The organism is Actinomyces polynesiensis (assembly GCF_000820725.1).
Classification (GTDB): Bacteria; Actinomycetota; Actinomycetes; order Actinomycetales; family Actinomycetaceae; genus Pauljensenia; species Pauljensenia polynesiensis.
Genome location: NZ_CCXH01000051.1, coordinates 1 through 16,315, shown reverse-complemented (window position 1 = coordinate 16,315; position 16,315 = coordinate 1). Strand labels below are relative to the sequence as shown.

The 16,315-nt window shown below is 69.9% G+C and carries 18 protein-coding genes and 1 pseudogene; 12 read left to right on the top strand and 7 right to left on the bottom strand.

Annotated elements, in window-relative coordinates; translation table 11 throughout:
• From TA90_RS14795 to TA90_RS01830, 6 genes are all read left to right on the top strand, one after another.
• Nucleotides 1–1,224 (top strand): sensor histidine kinase (locus TA90_RS14795; protein WP_222704589.1); only part of this gene is annotated, 1,224 nt, incomplete at its 5' end.
• Nucleotides 1,193–1,870: a response regulator gene (locus TA90_RS01850; RefSeq protein WP_052450373.1), complete on the top strand. Its 678-nt coding sequence runs from the start codon at nt 1,193–1,195 to the stop codon at nt 1,868–1,870. The genes TA90_RS14795 and TA90_RS01850, both read left to right, overlap by 32 nt.
• Nucleotides 1,871–2,089: 219 nt before the next feature.
• Nucleotides 2,090–2,929: an ATP-binding cassette domain-containing protein gene (locus TA90_RS01845; protein ID WP_197067815.1), complete on the top strand. Its 840-nt coding sequence runs from the start codon at nt 2,090–2,092 to the stop codon at nt 2,927–2,929.
• A gap of 41 nt (nt 2,930–2,970) precedes the next feature.
• Nucleotides 2,971–4,230 (top strand): hypothetical protein, encoded by a 1,260-nt coding sequence (locus TA90_RS01840; RefSeq protein ID WP_147513315.1) that lies wholly within the window; start codon nt 2,971–2,973, stop codon nt 4,228–4,230.
• Nucleotides 4,215–4,829 carry a hypothetical protein gene (locus tag TA90_RS01835; protein WP_187120066.1) on the top strand — a complete coding sequence of 205 codons (615 nt, stop codon included), beginning with the start codon at nt 4,215–4,217 and terminating at the stop codon, nt 4,827–4,829. Before TA90_RS01840 ends, TA90_RS01835 begins: the two co-directional genes overlap by 16 nt.
• A 145-nt stretch (nt 4,830–4,974) precedes the next feature.
• Entirely contained in the window at nt 4,975–5,766 is a 792-nt protein-coding gene (locus TA90_RS01830; protein WP_187120065.1) for an ATP-binding cassette domain-containing protein, read from the top strand.
• 130 nt (nt 5,767–5,896) lie between these two features.
• On the opposite strand, the gene TA90_RS14445 is transcribed toward TA90_RS01830, so the two are convergent.
• Nucleotides 5,897–6,043 carry a hypothetical protein gene (locus TA90_RS14445; protein ID WP_156135658.1) on the bottom strand — a complete coding sequence of 49 codons (147 nt, stop codon included), beginning with the start codon at nt 6,041–6,043 and terminating at the stop codon, nt 5,897–5,899.
• On the opposite strand from TA90_RS14445, the pseudogene TA90_RS16065 reads away from it, so the two are divergent.
• Nucleotides 6,042–6,722 (top strand): annotated as a pseudogene (locus tag TA90_RS16065) (hypothetical protein); the annotation flags it as partial. The gene TA90_RS14445 and the pseudogene TA90_RS16065 sit on opposite strands and share 2 nt — an antisense overlap.
• Here TA90_RS16065 and TA90_RS14790 read toward each other — a convergent pair.
• Entirely contained in the window at nt 6,695–6,889 is a 195-nt protein-coding gene (locus TA90_RS14790) for a hypothetical protein (RefSeq protein WP_043534318.1), read from the bottom strand. The pseudogene TA90_RS16065 and the gene TA90_RS14790 sit on opposite strands and share 28 nt — an antisense overlap.
• A 224-nt stretch (nt 6,890–7,113) precedes the next feature.
• On the opposite strand from TA90_RS14790, the gene TA90_RS01820 reads away from it, so the two are divergent.
• Together TA90_RS01820 and arfB are read left to right on the top strand one after the other, a co-directional pair.
• The gene (locus TA90_RS01820) at nt 7,114–7,665 is read left to right on the top strand and encodes a hypothetical protein (protein ID WP_043534317.1); all 552 of its coding nucleotides are present in this window, start codon (nt 7,114–7,116) and stop codon (nt 7,663–7,665) included.
• A gap of 55 nt (nt 7,666–7,720) precedes the next feature.
• Nucleotides 7,721–8,158, top strand: coding sequence for an alternative ribosome rescue aminoacyl-tRNA hydrolase ArfB (arfB, locus tag TA90_RS01815; protein ID WP_043534316.1), 438 nt, complete (start codon nt 7,721–7,723; stop codon nt 8,156–8,158).
• A gap of 119 nt (nt 8,159–8,277) precedes the next feature.
• On the opposite strand, the gene TA90_RS01810 is transcribed toward arfB, so the two are convergent.
• Nucleotides 8,278–8,715, bottom strand: a complete 438-nt coding sequence (locus TA90_RS01810; protein ID WP_043534315.1) for an AAA family ATPase — start codon at nt 8,713–8,715, stop codon at nt 8,278–8,280.
• Nucleotides 8,716–8,960: 245 nt separating this feature from the next.
• Here TA90_RS01810 and TA90_RS01805 point away from each other — a divergent pair, with 245 nt between their 5' ends.
• Both TA90_RS01805 and TA90_RS01800 read left to right on the top strand, forming a co-directional pair.
• Nucleotides 8,961–10,988 carry an ABC transporter ATP-binding protein gene (locus TA90_RS01805; protein WP_082031241.1) on the top strand — a complete coding sequence of 676 codons (2,028 nt, stop codon included), beginning with the start codon at nt 8,961–8,963 and terminating at the stop codon, nt 10,986–10,988.
• Nucleotides 10,985–12,718 carry an ABC transporter ATP-binding protein gene (locus TA90_RS01800; protein ID WP_043534314.1) on the top strand — a complete coding sequence of 578 codons (1,734 nt, stop codon included), beginning with the start codon at nt 10,985–10,987 and terminating at the stop codon, nt 12,716–12,718. The genes TA90_RS01805 and TA90_RS01800 overlap by 4 nt, the downstream gene beginning before the upstream one ends.
• A gap of 165 nt (nt 12,719–12,883) precedes the next feature.
• Here TA90_RS01800 and TA90_RS01795 read toward each other — a convergent pair whose 3' ends face one another.
• Nucleotides 12,884–13,408: an HXXEE domain-containing protein gene (locus TA90_RS01795; protein WP_043534313.1), complete on the bottom strand. Its 525-nt coding sequence runs from the start codon at nt 13,406–13,408 to the stop codon at nt 12,884–12,886.
• A gap of 86 nt (nt 13,409–13,494) precedes the next feature.
• On the bottom strand, nt 13,495–14,100 hold the full coding sequence (locus tag TA90_RS01790; protein WP_043534312.1) for a TetR family transcriptional regulator: 606 nt from the start codon (nt 14,098–14,100) through the stop codon (nt 13,495–13,497).
• Nucleotides 14,101–14,311: 211 nt separating this feature from the next.
• On the opposite strand from TA90_RS01790, the gene TA90_RS01785 reads away from it, so the two are divergent.
• A complete protein-coding gene (locus TA90_RS01785; RefSeq protein WP_043534311.1) occupies nt 14,312–14,917 on the top strand; it encodes a biotin transporter BioY in 606 nt (201 codons plus the stop codon).
• Between the two features lie 19 nt (nt 14,918–14,936).
• On the opposite strand, the gene TA90_RS14440 is transcribed toward TA90_RS01785, so the two are convergent.
• A complete protein-coding gene (locus TA90_RS14440; protein ID WP_187120064.1) occupies nt 14,937–15,281 on the bottom strand; it encodes a hypothetical protein in 345 nt (114 codons plus the stop codon).
• Nucleotides 15,278–16,315 (bottom strand): hypothetical protein (locus tag TA90_RS01780; RefSeq protein WP_222704588.1); only part of this gene is annotated, 1,038 nt, incomplete at its 5' end. The genes TA90_RS01780 and TA90_RS14440, both read right to left, overlap by 4 nt.

Sequence of the window (16,315 nt, the reverse complement as noted above, 5' to 3'; positions counted from 1 at the left end):
GCAAGTGAGATGAAGCATGCGGATGCGTTCCACCAACGTCCTGTAGACGTGGGACTCGCGCGGCGAACGGCGATCGTCGTGTGTGCCGGTGTCGTTCTTGTCCTGCAAGTTCTCTCCGGCGCACTCTCCTCGGGCGTGGTCGGGAACTGGGTCTGGACAGTCCTCAGCTGCGTGGCGCTCGCCTTGGTCGGGTGGTTCCCTGCGGTGGGAGGGGCGATCTTCGCACTCATCATCTTCACAGGCATCTTGCTCCCCCCAGAGATCGTCGTCGTCTCGGTTCCGTTCATCGGCATCTATGTGGTTGCCGCCGATTGGATCTCCCGTCGTTGGTACATCGCCGCAGCGATCATGCTCGTCGCCCTTGAAGGCGCAGAGATCTTCCAGTCCGATGCCCCGACAGGTGACTTCCTCGGCCTGATCCTCGGCGTGGGCTTCGCAATCCTTGCGGGCGCCGGGTTGCGGTGGAACCACGTGCGCGTCGAGGCGTTGGAGGAGCAGAGGCAGCGGGCTGCGTCGGAGGCCGAGACCTCGGTGCGTCACAAGCTCGCTGCCACCCTCCACGACACGGTGGCCTCGGACCTGGTCAGGGTCATCGTCGCCAGCCAGTCCATCGCCCAACACACGCAGGAGCCCGATACCGCCGCGGAGCTGGAAGCCCTGGGCGACACGGCGCGGGAGGCCATGTGGCACCTGCGCGTGCTCATGGATGAGGCCGGAGTCACGCGCAACGATCCCCAGGATCCCCTGGCCGAGGTCCTCGGGAAGTGCCGGACCATGCTCGCGGGTCGCCACATCACGGTGAATGCCGACGTGGCCGATGGCGTCGATGTCGCGTGCACGTCCGGACAGCGCTCCGTCCTCGCCCTCGCCCTGCGTGAAGGGGCCACCAACGTCCTCAAGTACGCGCCCTCCGGATCGACGGTGAACCTCACGGTGGAGACACTGCCCGGAGGTGGGATCACCCTGGCGATGGCCAATGACGTCGACCCGGCAGCATGCGATGCGGACGGGGCACTGTCCGGTGGCTTCGGCCTGGTCTCCCTGGCGGAGAGGGCTGCCCGGGAGGGTGGGACCGCACGCTACGGCTGCGCCGGTGGCACGTGGCTGCTCACGGTGGAGCTGCCCGGACGTCCGATGGTGCAGGAGCCCACCGGGCGAGAGACCTCTGAGGCGGAGGGAGGTGTCGTCGCGCATGGACCCGCTGAGGTTGCTGCTGGCAGATGACGATCCGGCGCTGCGGGAGTCGCTCGCCTCGCTGCTGGGGAGCCGGGAGGACATCGACCTGGTCGACTCCGTCCCGGATGGCGCCGCGGCACTGGGTGTGCTGGGGGAGCGCTGCGTGGACGTCGCGCTGCTCGACGTCGACATGCCCGTCCTCGACGGCATCGACACCACACGCAGGATCGTGGCACGCCACCCCGACGTCACGGTCGTCATGCTCACCTCCTTCGCCCAGGACGACTTCCTGGATCGGGCGTTGGCGGCAGGGGCGAACGGGTTCCTCACCAAGGACCTCCCCATCGCCAGCCTCGCCCGCCTGCTGCACGCGGCAGTGGCCGGTGAGACCGTCATGGGTCCTCGCCCCACGGCCATGCTCGCGGAGTCCTACCGTTCACGGGTCATCCAACGCGAGGAGGACCCGGAGTTCGTCGCCGCCATCGACGCACTGCCCACGCAACTCCGGGAGGTGCTGGGTCTGCTCACCCGCGCGGCGTCCAATCGCACCATCGCGAAGACCCTGGGCCTGCGCGAGAAGACCGCCCAAGCCTACGTCTCGGACATCCTCCGGCGCACCGGCTGCCAGTCACGCGCGGAGGTGGCCGTCCGGGCGCTGGCCATCGGAGCGGGCCCGGTGCGGCACACGGGGTGACGCCGCTCGGGGGAAGCCGCGGGAGTGTGCTTGGCAGGAGACATGTCGAGCGAGAGTACCGTCCGGTGCCGAGGCCATGACCGTGGACGACCGAGACATGTGTGGAACATGTGCTTTCGGGCGGTGGGTGCGGCGAGTCGGCGGATCGCTCCTCAGTACTGGAGAAACATCCAGCTTCTCCTCGGCGGAGGATGCTCCTACGCTCGGGGGTGCCGGAGAGTGCATCGGCGAGTCAGCTTTCATCTCGAAGAACTGGGGGGCTCTGCGTTGAACTCAGACGGGAATCGACTTGAGCAGATTCCATTCGTCGACCTCAAGAACGTGTCGCATCGCTATGGTTCTCGTGAAGTGCTCAGCGACATCAATGTGACCGTCGGAGCAGGAGTCCTTGCGCTTCTCGGACCGAACGGGGCAGGCAAGACAACCTTGCTGTCGATCATGGCAACTGTGTTGGCGCCGCGCTCGGGTCAGGTGCACGTCAGGGGCACCAGTGTTGACTCGGAGAGAGTTGCACGAGATTCTCGACGGCACATCGGTCTGCTACCCCAGAGGGTGCCAGTCGTCGCGTCCTACACGGCCCTGGACATGGTCCGCTACAGTGCATGGCTTCGCGGTGTGGATGCCGGAGCTGAACGGCGCGCCAGTAAGGAGTGCCTGGACCGGGTCGGCCTGGCCGACATGGCAGATCGGCGCATGAAGGTGCTTTCAGGTGGCATGATCCAACGAGTCGGTCTGGCGTGCGCCCTCGTCGGTGATCCCGACATCCTGTTGCTCGACGAGCCGACGGTCGGTCTTGACCCGGCGCAGCGTCTGGAGTTCCGGAGAATTCTCCGAAGTCTTGAGAACGTGGCGGTGGTGCTGAGCACTCATCTGGTGGAGGACGCTGCAGCAATCGCGAGTGCGCTGTTCATCATGGAATCGGGGCGTGTCTGCTTCGAGGGGACGCCGCGAGACCTGGCAGCTCACGGCTCGACGAGTTCTCCGGGGGACTCCGAGTTGGAGCGTGGCTACATGAGCGTCTTGGCTGATGCACAGGCCCATACGGAGCGAATCGCATGAGGGGTGTGCTCATTGAGGCGCGACGCACTCCGCTCCGATGGGTGTCGGTCCTCCTGGCGGGCGTGTTGGTTGCGTTCATGCTCGTCAACCGTGCCGACTGGAGCCAGGTCTGGCAGCGTGCGTCGGCAGCGATCGACACGCCCGTCTTCTACGTGGGTCCGATCCTGGCGGGAGCACAGGCAGCCAGGGTCGGGGCGATCGCCCGCCAAGGCGTGGGAGAAGTGGTGGACGCGGGAACACGCCCTTCATGGGCCGTCGCGCTGACGCAGATGGTCGCAGGGGCGCTGTGGGCGCTGGTGCCTGTGGTGTTCGGTGTCCTGACTGCCGGTGCAGTCATGGTCGGCTCCTCGGCTCCTGGGTTCGTGGATCTCGGATACGTACTGCTGGCCGTTCTCGGCTTGTGGTGGTGCGTCGGTGTCGGACAGCTGTTGGGCTCGATGGGTGGTCCACTCTGGTTCGCTCCCATCGCTGCAGCCATGGTGTGCCTGTTTCGATTCGGCATTCCGTATGGCAATGGCTACGGTTCCGGGGGACTGGACCGGGTGGTGGCGGGAGCGCCCTCGTACCTCGAGATCAACTGGATCGCATTGGGTGCCGTGGTCCTTGAATTGCTCGCTCTGGGCGTTCTCGCGGTCGCAGTTCCTTGGATGTGGGGACGGGTCCGGCTCGGAAAGGACGTCCGCCATTGGCCGGGCGGCGCCGGACGTGCACTGACGGCGTCGGCCTGCACGTGCATTGTCGTGGTGAGCGTCGTTGCGACGGCCGCCTCCCCTTCACTGACGCGTGAACGGTCAGCGCCGAGCAGTTCGGCCTGTGCAGGCAGCGCCATCACCGCATGTGTCTGGCCCCAGGACAGTGCCTATCTTCCAATGATGTCGAACGTCCTGATGCGCGCGACAACGGATGTCGCCCCTTTCGGATTCGTCGTGGCCGGGCGCACTTCCGAGGTCGGTCTGAGTGACGATGACACGTTCACCTTGGTGGGCAGTGGGGAGTGGACGTTCGCAGAAGGAGTCGCCGATCACATCATGGGGGAGACCTATCCCCTCAGTGAGACCTGCGACATTCCCGAGAGCGGTGCACAGGTCGATCAGTTCCATGTTGACTACTTCGAGGTGTCAGCCTGGATCGCACTGCGACTTCACGGGGCACCTCGGCCCGCGGACATCAATGACACATCCACCACGGACTGGTCCAGTCTCGAAGACCTCGTCGAAGCGGATGTGGCGGATCAGAGTGCATGGCTCGCTCCTCGAATGGATCGTCTGAGGCAGACGACGGACGCTTGGTGCACACGGTGACGGGTTCACGCCTGTGGCTCTACGCGAAAGGACGGCGGCTTCCGCTGGCGATGTTCGTCCTGGTGGTCTGTGTGTGCGGCGCCGCCGCTCTCCAGAATCAGAGCCTGATCGCTCCGACCTTCACCAGCATCTCGAACGTTCCGCTTCCACTCCTCCTGCTCCCGGTGGGTGCCAGCGTCGCAGCTGGGTCACTCGCGTCGCCCACGGGCGACCTTGATCGCAGCGACACCGGTGCGCTGCGCCCGGCGCGTCTGTGGCACGTTGCAGTGTTGGGATTGCTCGGCACGGGCGTGGGACTTCTGGTCGGCCTCCTCCTCTGCACCGGCACCGCAGCCATGCAGGCCCGTGCCTTCGTCTTCTGGTACGGCTTGGCGCTCATGAGTACCGTCATGTTCGGAGGTCAATGGTGCTGGGTGCTGCCATCGCTGAGCGTGATCGCCCACCTTGCTGCGATCGGATATCCGGGCTCGGGGACGTGGAGCTGGATCGACGCACCGATCACGGCCATTCCGGCGTCGATCTTGACCCTTGCCTCCCTGACAGCCGGATTGGCGGTCATACTCCTCGGCTGGAGTCGATCGACACGGGCCCACCCCTGACATCAAGGAGTGGCGCTCGCGGGCCGGTCCTCAGCTCTGGAGAAACATCCAGCTTCTCCTCGGGGAGTGAGGTTCGTATCCACGAAGGCACCAGAGGCTCCGAAGGGTCACAGCAGATGGGTGTCGGCACTGTGAGGATGACGTGGTGAGCGCCCCGACCACCGGGGCAGCCGGGACAGGACGCAGCGTCGGCGATGACCTGGTGCTGTCAAAGGTCTCGTTCTCCTACCGACGCCGCGGGCTCCGTGTCCTGGCGGATCTGTCTGTCGGGTTCCCGTGCGGGTCCACGGCGCTGCTCGGCGTGAACGGCGCGGGGAAGTCGACGCTCATGGGTGTCGCTGCGACCCTGCTGGTACCACAGTCGGGCGTGGTGTCCGTGGGTGGCGATCGTGCCCACGGTCACACGATGGCAGCGTACCGATGTCGGGTCGGTTGGATGCCGCAGGTGATCCGCCCGATCGGGCGGTTCAGTGCGCGTGAGTCGGTGGCCCATGCCGGATGGCTGGCAGGGATGGACAGGACGCAGGCGTGGGAGGATGCCCCGCGCGCCCTGGGCAGGGTGTCCCTCCAGGAGCAGGAGGGGACCAGGGCGTCCGAGCTGTCCGGTGGGCAACTGCGCAGACTCGGGATTGCCCAGGCCCTCATCCACGGCTCCGACTGGCTGCTGCTCGACGAGCCTGCGGCGGGTCTCGACCCGCTCCAGAGGTCCTCGGTCCGCGACCTCTTCCGGGAACTGCGCGATGAGGTCAATCTGGTGGTGTCCACCCACGTCACTGCGGACGTGATCGGAGGGGCCTTCGACCATGTGGTCGTGCTGCACCGGGGCGCGGTGCTGTGGCAGGGCAGTACGGAGGCGTTCGTCGACCTGGCTCCGCCCACAGGAGGACAGGGCGAGCGCGGTGACGTGGCCTTCACGCGTCTCCTGGAGGGATCGTGAGCAGGATCAGGGCGAGGTGGTGGGGGCCGGAGCGCAGGAGCATGGCCCTGGTGGGTGGCCCTCTCATCCTCCTCATGGTCATCCTGGATGTCCTGGTCCAGCCCCAGACGCTGCGCGCCGCCGCTGAGGGCTACTGGAACTCGGTTGCCGAGACCGCCAACTCGACGATCTGGCTGGTGTGCCCGCTGGCTGCGGCGATCGCCGCATGGGACATCGCGACGCTGCGGGTGGCAGGCGTGCTCCGACATCCCTCCACGCGCCCTGCCACCGCGATCATGGGCCGCAGCCTCGTGCCGGCGTTGGTCAGTGGTCTGCTCGGTCTGGCCCTGTCCTGGGTCCTCGTCCTTCCCCGGGCAGTCGGGGGACCCACCGGGGTCGACCTCGTGATCCTGGCAGTGGCACCGCTCATCGTCGCCGCCTCCGTCCTGGTCGGGGGTGCTCTGTCGCTGGTCCTTCCGGCCCGACTCGCACCGCCGGTCGTCCTGATCGGCACGTGGTGCTGGTTCGCGATGCCCCAGTCCTTCCAGCCCTTCTGGCTGCGACACCTCAACGGGTACGAGGGCGGGTGCTGCGACGCAGGTTCACAGGTCACCCTGCCAGCGGCGCTGGCTCCGGGCCTGGTCGCTGTGGGTCTGGGAGCTTGGGCCGTCACCCTCGCCGCGTCCCGGATCGCCCTGTGGCATCGGGCCCCGACCGTGGTGGCGGTGGACGCCCTCGTCACAGGGGTGCTGTGTGCGGGGGTGGGTCTGGGAGTTGCTGTCGCGATGGTCCGGGACTACGGGAACTACCCGGTGGTCGCCCGGACGGGCGCAACTGTGTGCTCGACGGACAGCGAGGTCAGGGTGTGCGTGTGGCCGGAGCACGCACAGAACCTCCCCGCCATGCAGGAGGCGGTTCTGACCGCCAGGAGCCGGCTCGCTGCGGTGGGCTACCGGGTACCGGGCACGGCCTCCGAGTCCTCCCGTGACGGGACCCCCTGGAGGATCGTCGCATCCGCCGGGGCGACGGAGGACAGGGACCTCGCCCTCAACTCGGCCGTGTCCGGTCTGGCGAACACCTGGGTGGGGAGGGTCTGCTCCAGGACTGCGACAGCCCCGAGGTCCAGGATGCGTGGCCGGACCACTTCGCGGCCATCGACTGGCTGGCGACCGCAGTCGGGCTCCCCACCGAGCCGACGGGAGAGGACCCCACCGTGTCGGCCGCTGCCCGCGCCCTGGCTGGCCTCCCGACCGACCAGCAGGCCACGTGGGTCGCCACTGCGATCACACGCATGCAGGCGGCATGCTCTGCTTCGGCCACGGTGTCCGGCGCGCCGTGACCCATTTGTGGTGGTGGCGCACCCGAGGAATGTGGCTGCAGCTGGTCCTGCTGACCGGCTGCTTCCTCCTGGTCCTCGTCGTCCGCTCCGCGCGCGTGCAGGTACCGGGACTGTCTCCCATCGGGGCGAACCTGCCGATCGCCGCACTCGGGCCACTGCCCCTGGTCGAGGTGATGGCCATCCGCATGGGGGCGACCGCGCAACAGGAGGTGACGGCCGTGCGCCGCATGTGGCGCTACGACCTCACGGCGTTCGCACTCATCGCGGCGATCGCGGCCGCAGTGGGGGCCCTGATGATCCCGCTGGTCGGGGGCGTGGGTCTGGAGACGGCCAGGACCCTGGTCGGACTCGGAGCTCTGGGGGTCCTCGCCTCCCGCATCGCCGGGCGCCGGGTGGGTGCCGTTGCGCCCGTCCTCTTCCTCTTCATCAGTCTCGCGGCGGGAGGGCCGGAGAGCTGGTGGCAGTTCCCCCTGGCGGGAGCGCACTCGATCGGCGCGACCCTGCTGGTCGGGGCCCTGTGTCTCGCCCTCGCACTCTCGCACGTGTCGCAGCACGTGCGTGCTCACGGGGGTGACGCGTAGCGCCAGGAGCATCCGGCTCCGGGAACCGCCAGCACCACTCGGGCATGATGGACCCATGTCCGACGCCCCCACCGCCGACCTGCGGGTCACCGCCGCACTGACCGTGCCCGCTGCGGAACTGTCGTGGCGGTTCTCCCGCTCCTCGGGCCCCGGCGGCCAGGGGGTCAACACCACCGACTCCCGCGTGGAACTCATCTGGGACATCGCGTCCTCCCAGGTCCTCAGCGAGTCGCAGCGCGCGCGCCTCCTGGAGCGCCTCGATACCCGGCTGGTGCACGGCGTGGTCACCGTGGTGGCCTCCGAGCACCGCGCCCAGCTGCACAACAGGGAGGCCGCGCGCGCCCGGCTCGCGGACCTCCTCGCCCAGGCCTTGGCTCCACCTCCCCGCAAGAGGCGTGCGACCAGACCGACACGAGGATCGAAGGAACGTCGGCTCGGAGCGAAGAAGCGCCGCGCCGACGTCAAGCGGATGAGACGTCGGCCCACCGACTGACTGTGCGGCCGGGCAGATCTCCTGTGTGTTCCCCCGCAGGACAGGTTCTCTGATCCTGGGTGGCTCCCGGCTGGGGTCGGGGCCATGTTCTGCGCGTCCCCGCCGACTCCACTCCCGACTCAGTCCAGCCCCTCGATGCTGTCGGCCAACTCGGTGACGGGACGGCACCCGTCCAGCTCGACGTCCGCGCCCCGACGCAGCAGGGGCTCGACCTCCGCGGTGTGGCGGCGGATCTCCGCGCGTTCATGCGGTGCGCGTCCGTAGGGATTGCCCGTGCGTGTCGCGACGCGCTCCAGCAGGACGTCGAGGGGTGCACTCAGCAGCACCACATGGTCGAACCTCGGGTAGAAGCGGCCCTGGTTCTCGACCGTCCCCGAGACGACGAGATCGTCGTGGTGAGTGAGGAGCTCACCCATCCGCGCCTCGTCCCAGAGGCCGTCGGGCAGCGTCCAGTCGTCATGGTCCGTGTCGACGGTGCAGCGCCCGCGGCGGGCGAGCTCCGCCAGGAGCGTCGACTTGCCGGCCCCCGACATGCCGGTCACGAGGATTCGCGCCATGGCAGGATCCTATGCGCCAGGATCCCGTGCGCCGACTTGAGTCCTCTGCGCGCACGCTGGTAGGGTCACGACCATGTTCGGACTGCGCTGATGAAGGGGGTGCCGACATGTTCCAGATCGTGAGTGCTGAGTATTCCCGACCTACGGGGACCACTGTCGTGCACCCCGCCAGGTGAGCGTCTCCCCGTATCCGGGTCGAGACCACCCCCACACCATCCTGTCTGTCCTTCATCCAGTGAGGTTCCATGTCCTTCCTGCGTCGACGCGCCGGCGCGTCCGCGTCCACCGCCGTCCCTGATCCCGAGGTCCGTGACTTCCTCCGCCAGCGTGCGGACGAGGTCGGGACCGACCTGCCCGCCCTCGGGCTCACCCCCCGGCACTGGTGGGGCCCCTGGCGCGCCCCCCAGGGTCCCGCAGCGCCCCTCCCGGCCGCCAACGGGCCCTTCCTGTGGGCACTGGTGCGCGGCGTGTGGCCGGTGCTGCTGCTCGCGGTTCTCCTCACCACCGTCAACTACGTGACCTCCGCGCTGATCCCGTGGGCCATGGGCAACCTGCTCGATGCCGGCCTCGACCTCGGCTTCGGGAGGCACCTGCTGGCCCCCTCGCTCGTGTTCCTCGCGATGGTCGCGGTCATGGCGATCACGAACGGCATCAACCAGATGACCGAGATCGGCCTGTGGATGGGTTCCGCCATGGGTGCGGCGCGCAATGTCGGTCACCGCGTGGCCCACTCAGGACGCGCGGTGAAGAAGGAGATGCCGGCCGGTGACGTCGTCACCGTCCTGATGACCGACGCGGACTACGTCGGGGGCGCGTTCGCGTGGTTCCCCGAGATCGTCGCCGCCATCGTCTCCACGGCGGTCGTCGCGGTCATCATGCTGCGCGTCTCGGTGCCACTGGGACTGCTGGTCCTCATCGGGCTGCCGATCGTCATCGCCCTGATGACGCTGCTCATCAGGCCCCTCCAGGCCAAGCAGGCGGTGGCACGCGAGGAACAGGGCAAGCTCACCACCATCTCCACCGACGCGGTGGCGGGCCTGCGGGTCCTGCGCGGTATCGGCGGGGAGGACGTCTACAACGCGAACTACGTCGCCCAGTCCGCGCGGGTGCGTGACGCCGGGATCCGCGTGGCCTCGAGCTCTGCGATGCTGTCCATGCTGCGCTCCTCCGCGCCCCTGGTCTTCACGGCGCTGGTGGTCGGCTACGGCGCGCTGCTCACCTTCGACGGGCGCATCACGGTGGGCCAGTTGGTCGCCTTCTTCGGGTACACGTCCTTCCTGCGCAACCCGATCTCCGTGGCGTCGAACTCGATCCAGCAGTACACCCGTGCCTGGGTGGGCGTGAAGAAGATGACCCGCGTCCTCGGCATCGAGCCGCTGGTCGACGACTCCCACGTGCCCGGGGACCCCGGTCGCGCAGACCGGGCGGACGAGGGCGGCCACCCCGACTGGCCGGAGGCGACCCTGTTCGACCACCGCAGTGGTGTCGCCATCCACCCCCACCGCATGACGGCCCTGGTCAGCCAGGACCCGGACGTGACGGCGGCCATCGCGCGGCGTCTGGGACGGGTCGAGGACACGGAGGACCCCACGCTGGAGGTCGACGCCGACGGCACCGACCTGCGAGGGGTGCCCGTGGACGAGGTCCGTCGCGCCGTCTTCCTCTCCGAGGCGGAGGCCCAGCTCTTCGCCGGCTCGCTGCGCGAGGAGGTGGAGGGCCCCGATGCCGCACCGCGGCGTGCCCGCGGCGTCACCGAACTGATCCACCGCGAGGTCATCGAGGCCTCCACGCGTCGTGAGGGCATCCTCTTCCGGCCCGAGCACGGCGCTGACGACCCACAGGTCCGCCGGGCCCTGCACGTGGCCGATGCCCACGACGTCGTCTCCTCCCTGCAGGGGGGACTCGACGGGGAGCTGGCGGAGAAGGGGCGCAACCTCTCCGGGGGCCAGCGCCAGCGCGTGGCACTGGCACGCGCCGTGCACTCCGAGGCATCCGTGCTGGTGCTCGTGGAGCCCACCTCCGCGGTGGACTCCCACACGGAGGCACGCATCGCCCAGCGCCTGGCCCAGGAGCGCCGGGGACGCACGACCGTGGTCGTCTCCGCCTCGACCCTGGTCCTGGAGCACTGCGACGAGGTCGTCCTCGTCTCCCCCGAGGGGACGGAGATCACCCGGGGTACGCACGACTCGCTGCGCCGCGCAGCGGAGCAGGGTGACGGTCCGGCACTGGAGTACCGGGCCGTGGTCAACAGGGAAGCAGGTGAGCAGGAATGAAGCTGCCGATCGCAGACGGCGCCGTGGTGCGCCACCGCGTGGGTGGGCTGCTGGCTGCCTACCGCAGTGAGATCGTCATCGTCCTGGTCCTCCAACTGGGGTCCGCGCTCGCCGCGATCGCCCTGCCCTGGGCCATGGGCCACGCGGTGGACCGCATCCAGCAGGGCACCAGCCTGAACTGGGTGCGCACCGTGATGCTCGCGGCCGTCGGGGCCGTGGTGGTGGGTGCGGTGCTCAGCTACTTCGCCGAGTACCGAGCCCGTGTGCTGGGGGAGAAGGTCTTCGCGAAGCTGCGCGAGGACCTGGTCCGCACCGTCACCCACCTGCCACTGTCCACCGTGGAGAGCGCGGGGACCGGTGACCTGGTGGGGCGCACCACGCACGACATCGACCGCGTGCAGTTCACCGTGCGCCAGGGCATCTCCTCGATGCTGGTACTGGGGACCACGATCGTCGTCACCGTCGTGGCCGCGGTGGCGACCTCGCCCCTGCTCTCCCTGGTGCTCCTGCTGGAGGTGCCCGCGGTGTGGGTGCTCATGAAGTGGTACCTGCCGCGCACGATCCCCGCCTACCGGGCGAGTGCCGCGTCCTGGGCGGGACTGTCCGGCACGGTCAACGAGACGATCGAACAGGCGGAGACGGTGGATGCCGCCCGCCTCGTCCCCCAGCGCATCACGCGCCTGGACACGGCCGTGGGTGAGGTGTGGCGTCTGGAGCGCTACGCCGCGTGGATGCGCGTCTTCCTCATCGCAGGCCTGGGCTTCGTCTCGCTGATGCCCGTGCTCGGGATGGTCCTGGTCGGGGCGTGGGCCGTTCCCGCAGGCGCCGTGACGCTGGGGCAGGTCACCACTGCCGCGCTGTACGCCTACCAGCTGCGCGGACCCGTGTGGGAGGCGACGTTCTGGATCGACCAGATCCAGTACACCCAGGCCTCCCTGTCGCGCATCTTCGGCGTCGACCTGGTGGAGCCGGACCGTGAGGCCAGCGGCGAGCTGCCCCACGACCGCCACATCAGCGCCCACGACGTCCACTACGCGTACCGGGCCGGTGAGGACGTCCTCCACGGTGTCGACCTGGACCTGCGTCCCGGGGAGACCCTGGCCATGGTGGGGCCCTCGGGCGCCGGCAAGTCCACCTTCGGGCGCATGCTCGCCGGCATCCACCCCCCGACCTCCGGGTCGGTGGCAGTGGGAGGTGTGGAGCTGGTCGACCTGGAGGAGGACGTCCTGCAGGGCCAGGTCGTCCTGGTCACCCAGGAGCACCACGTCTTCGTGGGCACCATCGCCGACAACCTGCGCCTGGCGCGCTCGGACGCCACCGATGCGCAGGTCCACTCCGCGCTCGCGGCCGTCGAGGCCGATGAGTGGGTGGACCGCCTGGAGGAGGGGCTGGACACGCGGGTGGGCGCGGGTGGCCTGACCCTGAGCCCCGCCCAGGCCCAGCAGCTGGCGCTGGCCCGCATCGTCCTCATGGACCCGCACACGCTGGTCCTGGACGAGGCGACGTCACTGATGGACCCGACCGCGGCGCGTTCCCTGGAGCGCTCGTTGTCCAAGGTCCTCCAGGGGCGCACGGTCGTCGCCATCGCGCACCGCCTCTACACGGCCCACGACGCGGACCGCGTGGCGGTCATGATGGACGGCAACATCGTGGAACTGGGACCGCACGAGCAGCTGGTGTCGGCGGGCGGGGAGTACGCCTCCCTGTGGGAGTCCTGGCAGAAGGACTGACCCCTCCCGCCGAGGTTCGCTCAGTTCCGTGCGCGAGGTCCGCTCAGTTCCGGGGTCGAGGTCCGTCCTGGCCCCGGTGGTGGAACTCCCGGTCCCGGCGTGGGGAACCGCCGGTGCCGGGGGTCCCTCCGGGCGGGTGGGGACGGAGTCGTGCCCGGTGCCGGGTCAGGCGCGTGACTCGGCACCGGGTGCCGGCGCACCCCCCACCGCCCCCCTCCCCAGGAGGGCACAGCTGAGCACGTGGGCTGCCACGGTCAGGGGCACGCCCGCGAGGGCGACCGCGACCGCCGGATGGTCGGCCTCGGAGAGCCCATACCTGTCCAACACCCGACGGGCGTGGAGCCAGTAGGGGAGCACCACCACGGGCACGGTTGCGGCCCCGGTGGTGTACCCACGCGCCCCGAGCGATGCCGCCAGGTGACCCACACCGTGCAGACCGAAGGCCAGTACGGCACCCCGGAAGAGAGGGGAGCGCCCTCGTGTGCGCAACCCCGCCAGGCTGGCGCCCGCCATGACACTGCCCACGCACCCGATGGCGAGCGCGACCTCGCGACGCGACAACCCACGCACACGGAGGTCCTCGGGCAGGGGCACCCACTGCGGCAGCCGGTCCAGGGTCCGCCGGGATTCGCGCGGCATCGTCGCCAGCTCCTCCAGGTCGTGCACGGTCCAGGCGACCAGCAGGCCCACACAGACACGGTCGAGGTCATCGGGCCGCCCGCGCCGCCGCGGTCCGGGTCCCGGACCGGGACCAGGTCCCCGTCCCGACCCCACCCTCAGCCCCTGTCCATGCTGATGAGGACCGCGGCACCGGCCACGAGCAGGTCCACCCCGGCCGCGAAGGAGTCGCGGGGTGCGCCCTCGTCCTCCACCGGGGGCTCGGCGGAGACACCCGCCTCACGGGCCGTGGTGCGCTGCTGCTCGTGGAAGGTGTGCCCGATGACGAAGTGTCCCAGGGTCTCCGCCACGACCGCGGTGCTGCGCGCCGACGCCCCGGCCGCACGCAGGGGTTCCCGCAGGGAGTCCCCGAGGGGGAGTTCGACGAGCCCCAGGGCGAGGGAGCTGGAGACGAGCTCGGCCCCGTCGCGGTGGGCGGTCAGCGCCTCCCGCAGGCGCGACGCGGCCGCCCGGACCGCGTCCTCCCACGGGATCGACGAGGGCGACCCGGTGGGGTCATCGCCCTCGTCGGCGTCGGGGGCGCCGGCGGTGCCGGTGGCGGCAGGGAGCAGGACCCGGCGGGAGAGTGCGGCCAGGAGGGTCTGCTTGTCGGGGAAGTGCCAGTAGAGGGCCGACGGTTGGAGGCCGAGCTCCTGGGCGATGCCCCGCATGGACAGGGCGGGGAGGCCGCCCCGGTCGAGCAGGTCCAGGGCCGCGTCGAGCACGTCCGAGGCGGATCGCCGACTCCGCGGAGCGGGACGGGGGTGGACAGGACTCACACCACCACTATAGTGAACACCGTTCACCTGAACAGTGTTCACGTGAACGGTGTTCAGTGGGTGCCGACCGGTGTGCGGTGCCCGGTCACCACCGTCCAGTGCACGCCGTCAGGTGGGCGCCGATCCACGAGCCACCCACCGATGATGAGGAGATCCCATGTCCACCACCACCGTCACCACAGGAGTCGGGACGCCGCGCACCGCCCGTCCCGTCCGGGTCCTCGCCGACCTGGTCCCCGGCACCCGCAGCCGCGACCTGGCCCTCGTCCTGGCGGCGACGGGCCTCCTGGTCCTCGCCGGGCGCATCGCGATCCCCCTGCCGTTCACGCCCGTACCGATCTCGCTGGCCACACTCGGTGTGGTGCTGACCGGCGCTGCCCTGGGGTCCCGTCGGGCCGTGGCCTCCAGCGGGCTCTACCTCCTGCTGGGCGTCCTCGGCGCCCCCGTCTTCGCCGACGGCAAGGTGGGATGGGCGTTCGCCTCCTTCGGCTACGTCATCGGCTACGCGCTCGCCGCCGCGCTGGTCGGAAAGCTGGCCGAGCACGGATGGGACCGCTCCGTGGGCCGTATGGCGCTGGCGACGCTCCTGGGAGGCGTGGTCGTCTACGCGTCGGGCCTGGCGTGGCTGGTGCCCTTCCTCGGGGTCGGCCTGCGCGAGGGCCTGGCCATGGGTGTCATCCCCTTCCTCATCGGCGACGCGCTGAAGACGCTGGTCGCGGCCGTGGCGGTGCCCCTGGCGTGGAGGCTCGTCCCGCGCCGGTGAGCGCGGGAGCGTCGGGAGGTCAGGACAGCCCGGCGTCGGGGTGCTCCGGGATGCGTGGGACCACGCCGGGGATGTGGCTGTGGGCCGTGAGGGGATTGGTGGGGATCTCGAAGGCGACGTCCAGGAACGGGCGCACGAGGTCCGCCAGGTCCGAGGGCTCGCCGTCGGAGACGAAGACGACGGAGGGGTGCAGCTTCGCGGACTCGACCAGGTCGAGGATCGGGCGTGCGTCGTCCCACTCCGACTCCACCCAGTACACGCTCCAGTCGGGCCCGAGCGGACCGCGTGCGCTGACCACCAGCCTCCTGACCCGGCACCCCGGTGGCAGGGCGGTCACGACGTCCTCGTCCAGGTCGATCATCACCCCGGGGCCCCGACCGCGGTCAGCAGTTCGGGGGGCACCCCGCGCGGGTCCTCGGCGTCGATCCACGGGGGCGGGTCGTCGTACGCCCGGGTCCGGTAGCTGCGCCCGAGACGCCCGACGCGGTCCAGCAGACGCCAGGAGGCCAACTCCGGTCGCACGTCGAGCGCCTCCGGAACCTCCCAGCGGAACTGGCACACCGCCAGGAACCACTCCAGGTCCTCCACCGGATTGAGCAGGAGACCCTCGCGCAGGTACAGCGCGCGGTGCATGATCCGGTCCCTCACCGGGTCCACCGCCGCCCTGCGCGCCGCCCGGAGACGTCGGTGGAAGCGCTTCTGCGCCGAGGCGTAGTCGTCCCCCGAGTCCCACTGGTCCCCGGGCCAGTTGTGCAGGCGCACCACCTCCTCGCGCAGGGAGAACTTCTCACCCGTGTGCCCGCGTCGCTCCAGGAGCTCCTCCCACTCCTCCACCATCGTGAGGGCACGCTCGAACTCGGCGGGGATGTCCAGGTCGGGGATGACTGTCAGGTCCATGGCGGCGAGTCGGTCACGCCAGTCCCGGTACTGGGCCAGGGAGACGGGGACGCCCTCGATGCGCCGCCAGTCGCGGTGGCGGCGCCTCCCCAGCATCGCGTCGTACCAGGTGTCCAGGGCGAGGGCGAGCCTGCGCCTCGGCGTCTGCCGCCGGGTCCCCTCGTGACGTGACTCGAGGAAGGCGACCGCGCGGTGCAGGAGCTCGCGGTCGGGCAGCTTGGGCGACTTGCGGCGGGCGAGGTCCACGGGGTTGAGGAACTGGCCGACCAGCCACCCCACGTCGGGGCAGTGGGCGGCCTCCGCCACGGCCCGGGCCGCACCGGTGACCTCCTGGTTGATCGAGGCCATCACGGGGATCCCCTCGCGCTCCGCGCGCGAGAGTTTGCGTCCGTCCGGCGCCCGACGGTCCTTCCCGCGCAGCGCGAGCTCCGCCAGCGCGCTCCTGCGCGCCTCCTGGCGCCGCCCCTTCGCCCCCATGGCACCATTCTCACCCGTGTTGGG

Bases quoted from the DNA above. Each gene is read 5' to 3' on its own strand.
- TA90_RS01810 (WP_043534315.1), bottom strand. From the start codon at position 8,715: ATGGCGCGAATCCTCGTGACCGGCATGTCGGGGGCCGGCAAGTCGACG.
- TA90_RS14445 (WP_156135658.1), bottom strand. From the start codon at position 6,043: ATGATCGCGGTGGCAGGGCGCGTGGAGGGATGTCGGAGCACGCCTGCC.
- TA90_RS01800 (WP_043534314.1), top strand. From the start codon at position 10,985: ATGAAGCTGCCGATCGCAGACGGCGCCGTGGTGCGCCACCGCGTGGGT.
- arfB (WP_043534316.1), top strand. From the start codon at position 7,721: ATGTCCGACGCCCCCACCGCCGACCTGCGGGTCACCGCCGCACTGACC.
- TA90_RS01820 (WP_043534317.1), top strand. From the start codon at position 7,114: ATGTGGCTGCAGCTGGTCCTGCTGACCGGCTGCTTCCTCCTGGTCCTC.
- TA90_RS01805 (WP_082031241.1), top strand. From the start codon at position 8,961: ATGTCCTTCCTGCGTCGACGCGCCGGCGCGTCCGCGTCCACCGCCGTC.
- TA90_RS01785 (WP_043534311.1), top strand. From the start codon at position 14,312: ATGTCCACCACCACCGTCACCACAGGAGTCGGGACGCCGCGCACCGCC.
- TA90_RS01850 (WP_052450373.1), top strand. From the start codon at position 1,193: ATGGACCCGCTGAGGTTGCTGCTGGCAGATGACGATCCGGCGCTGCGG.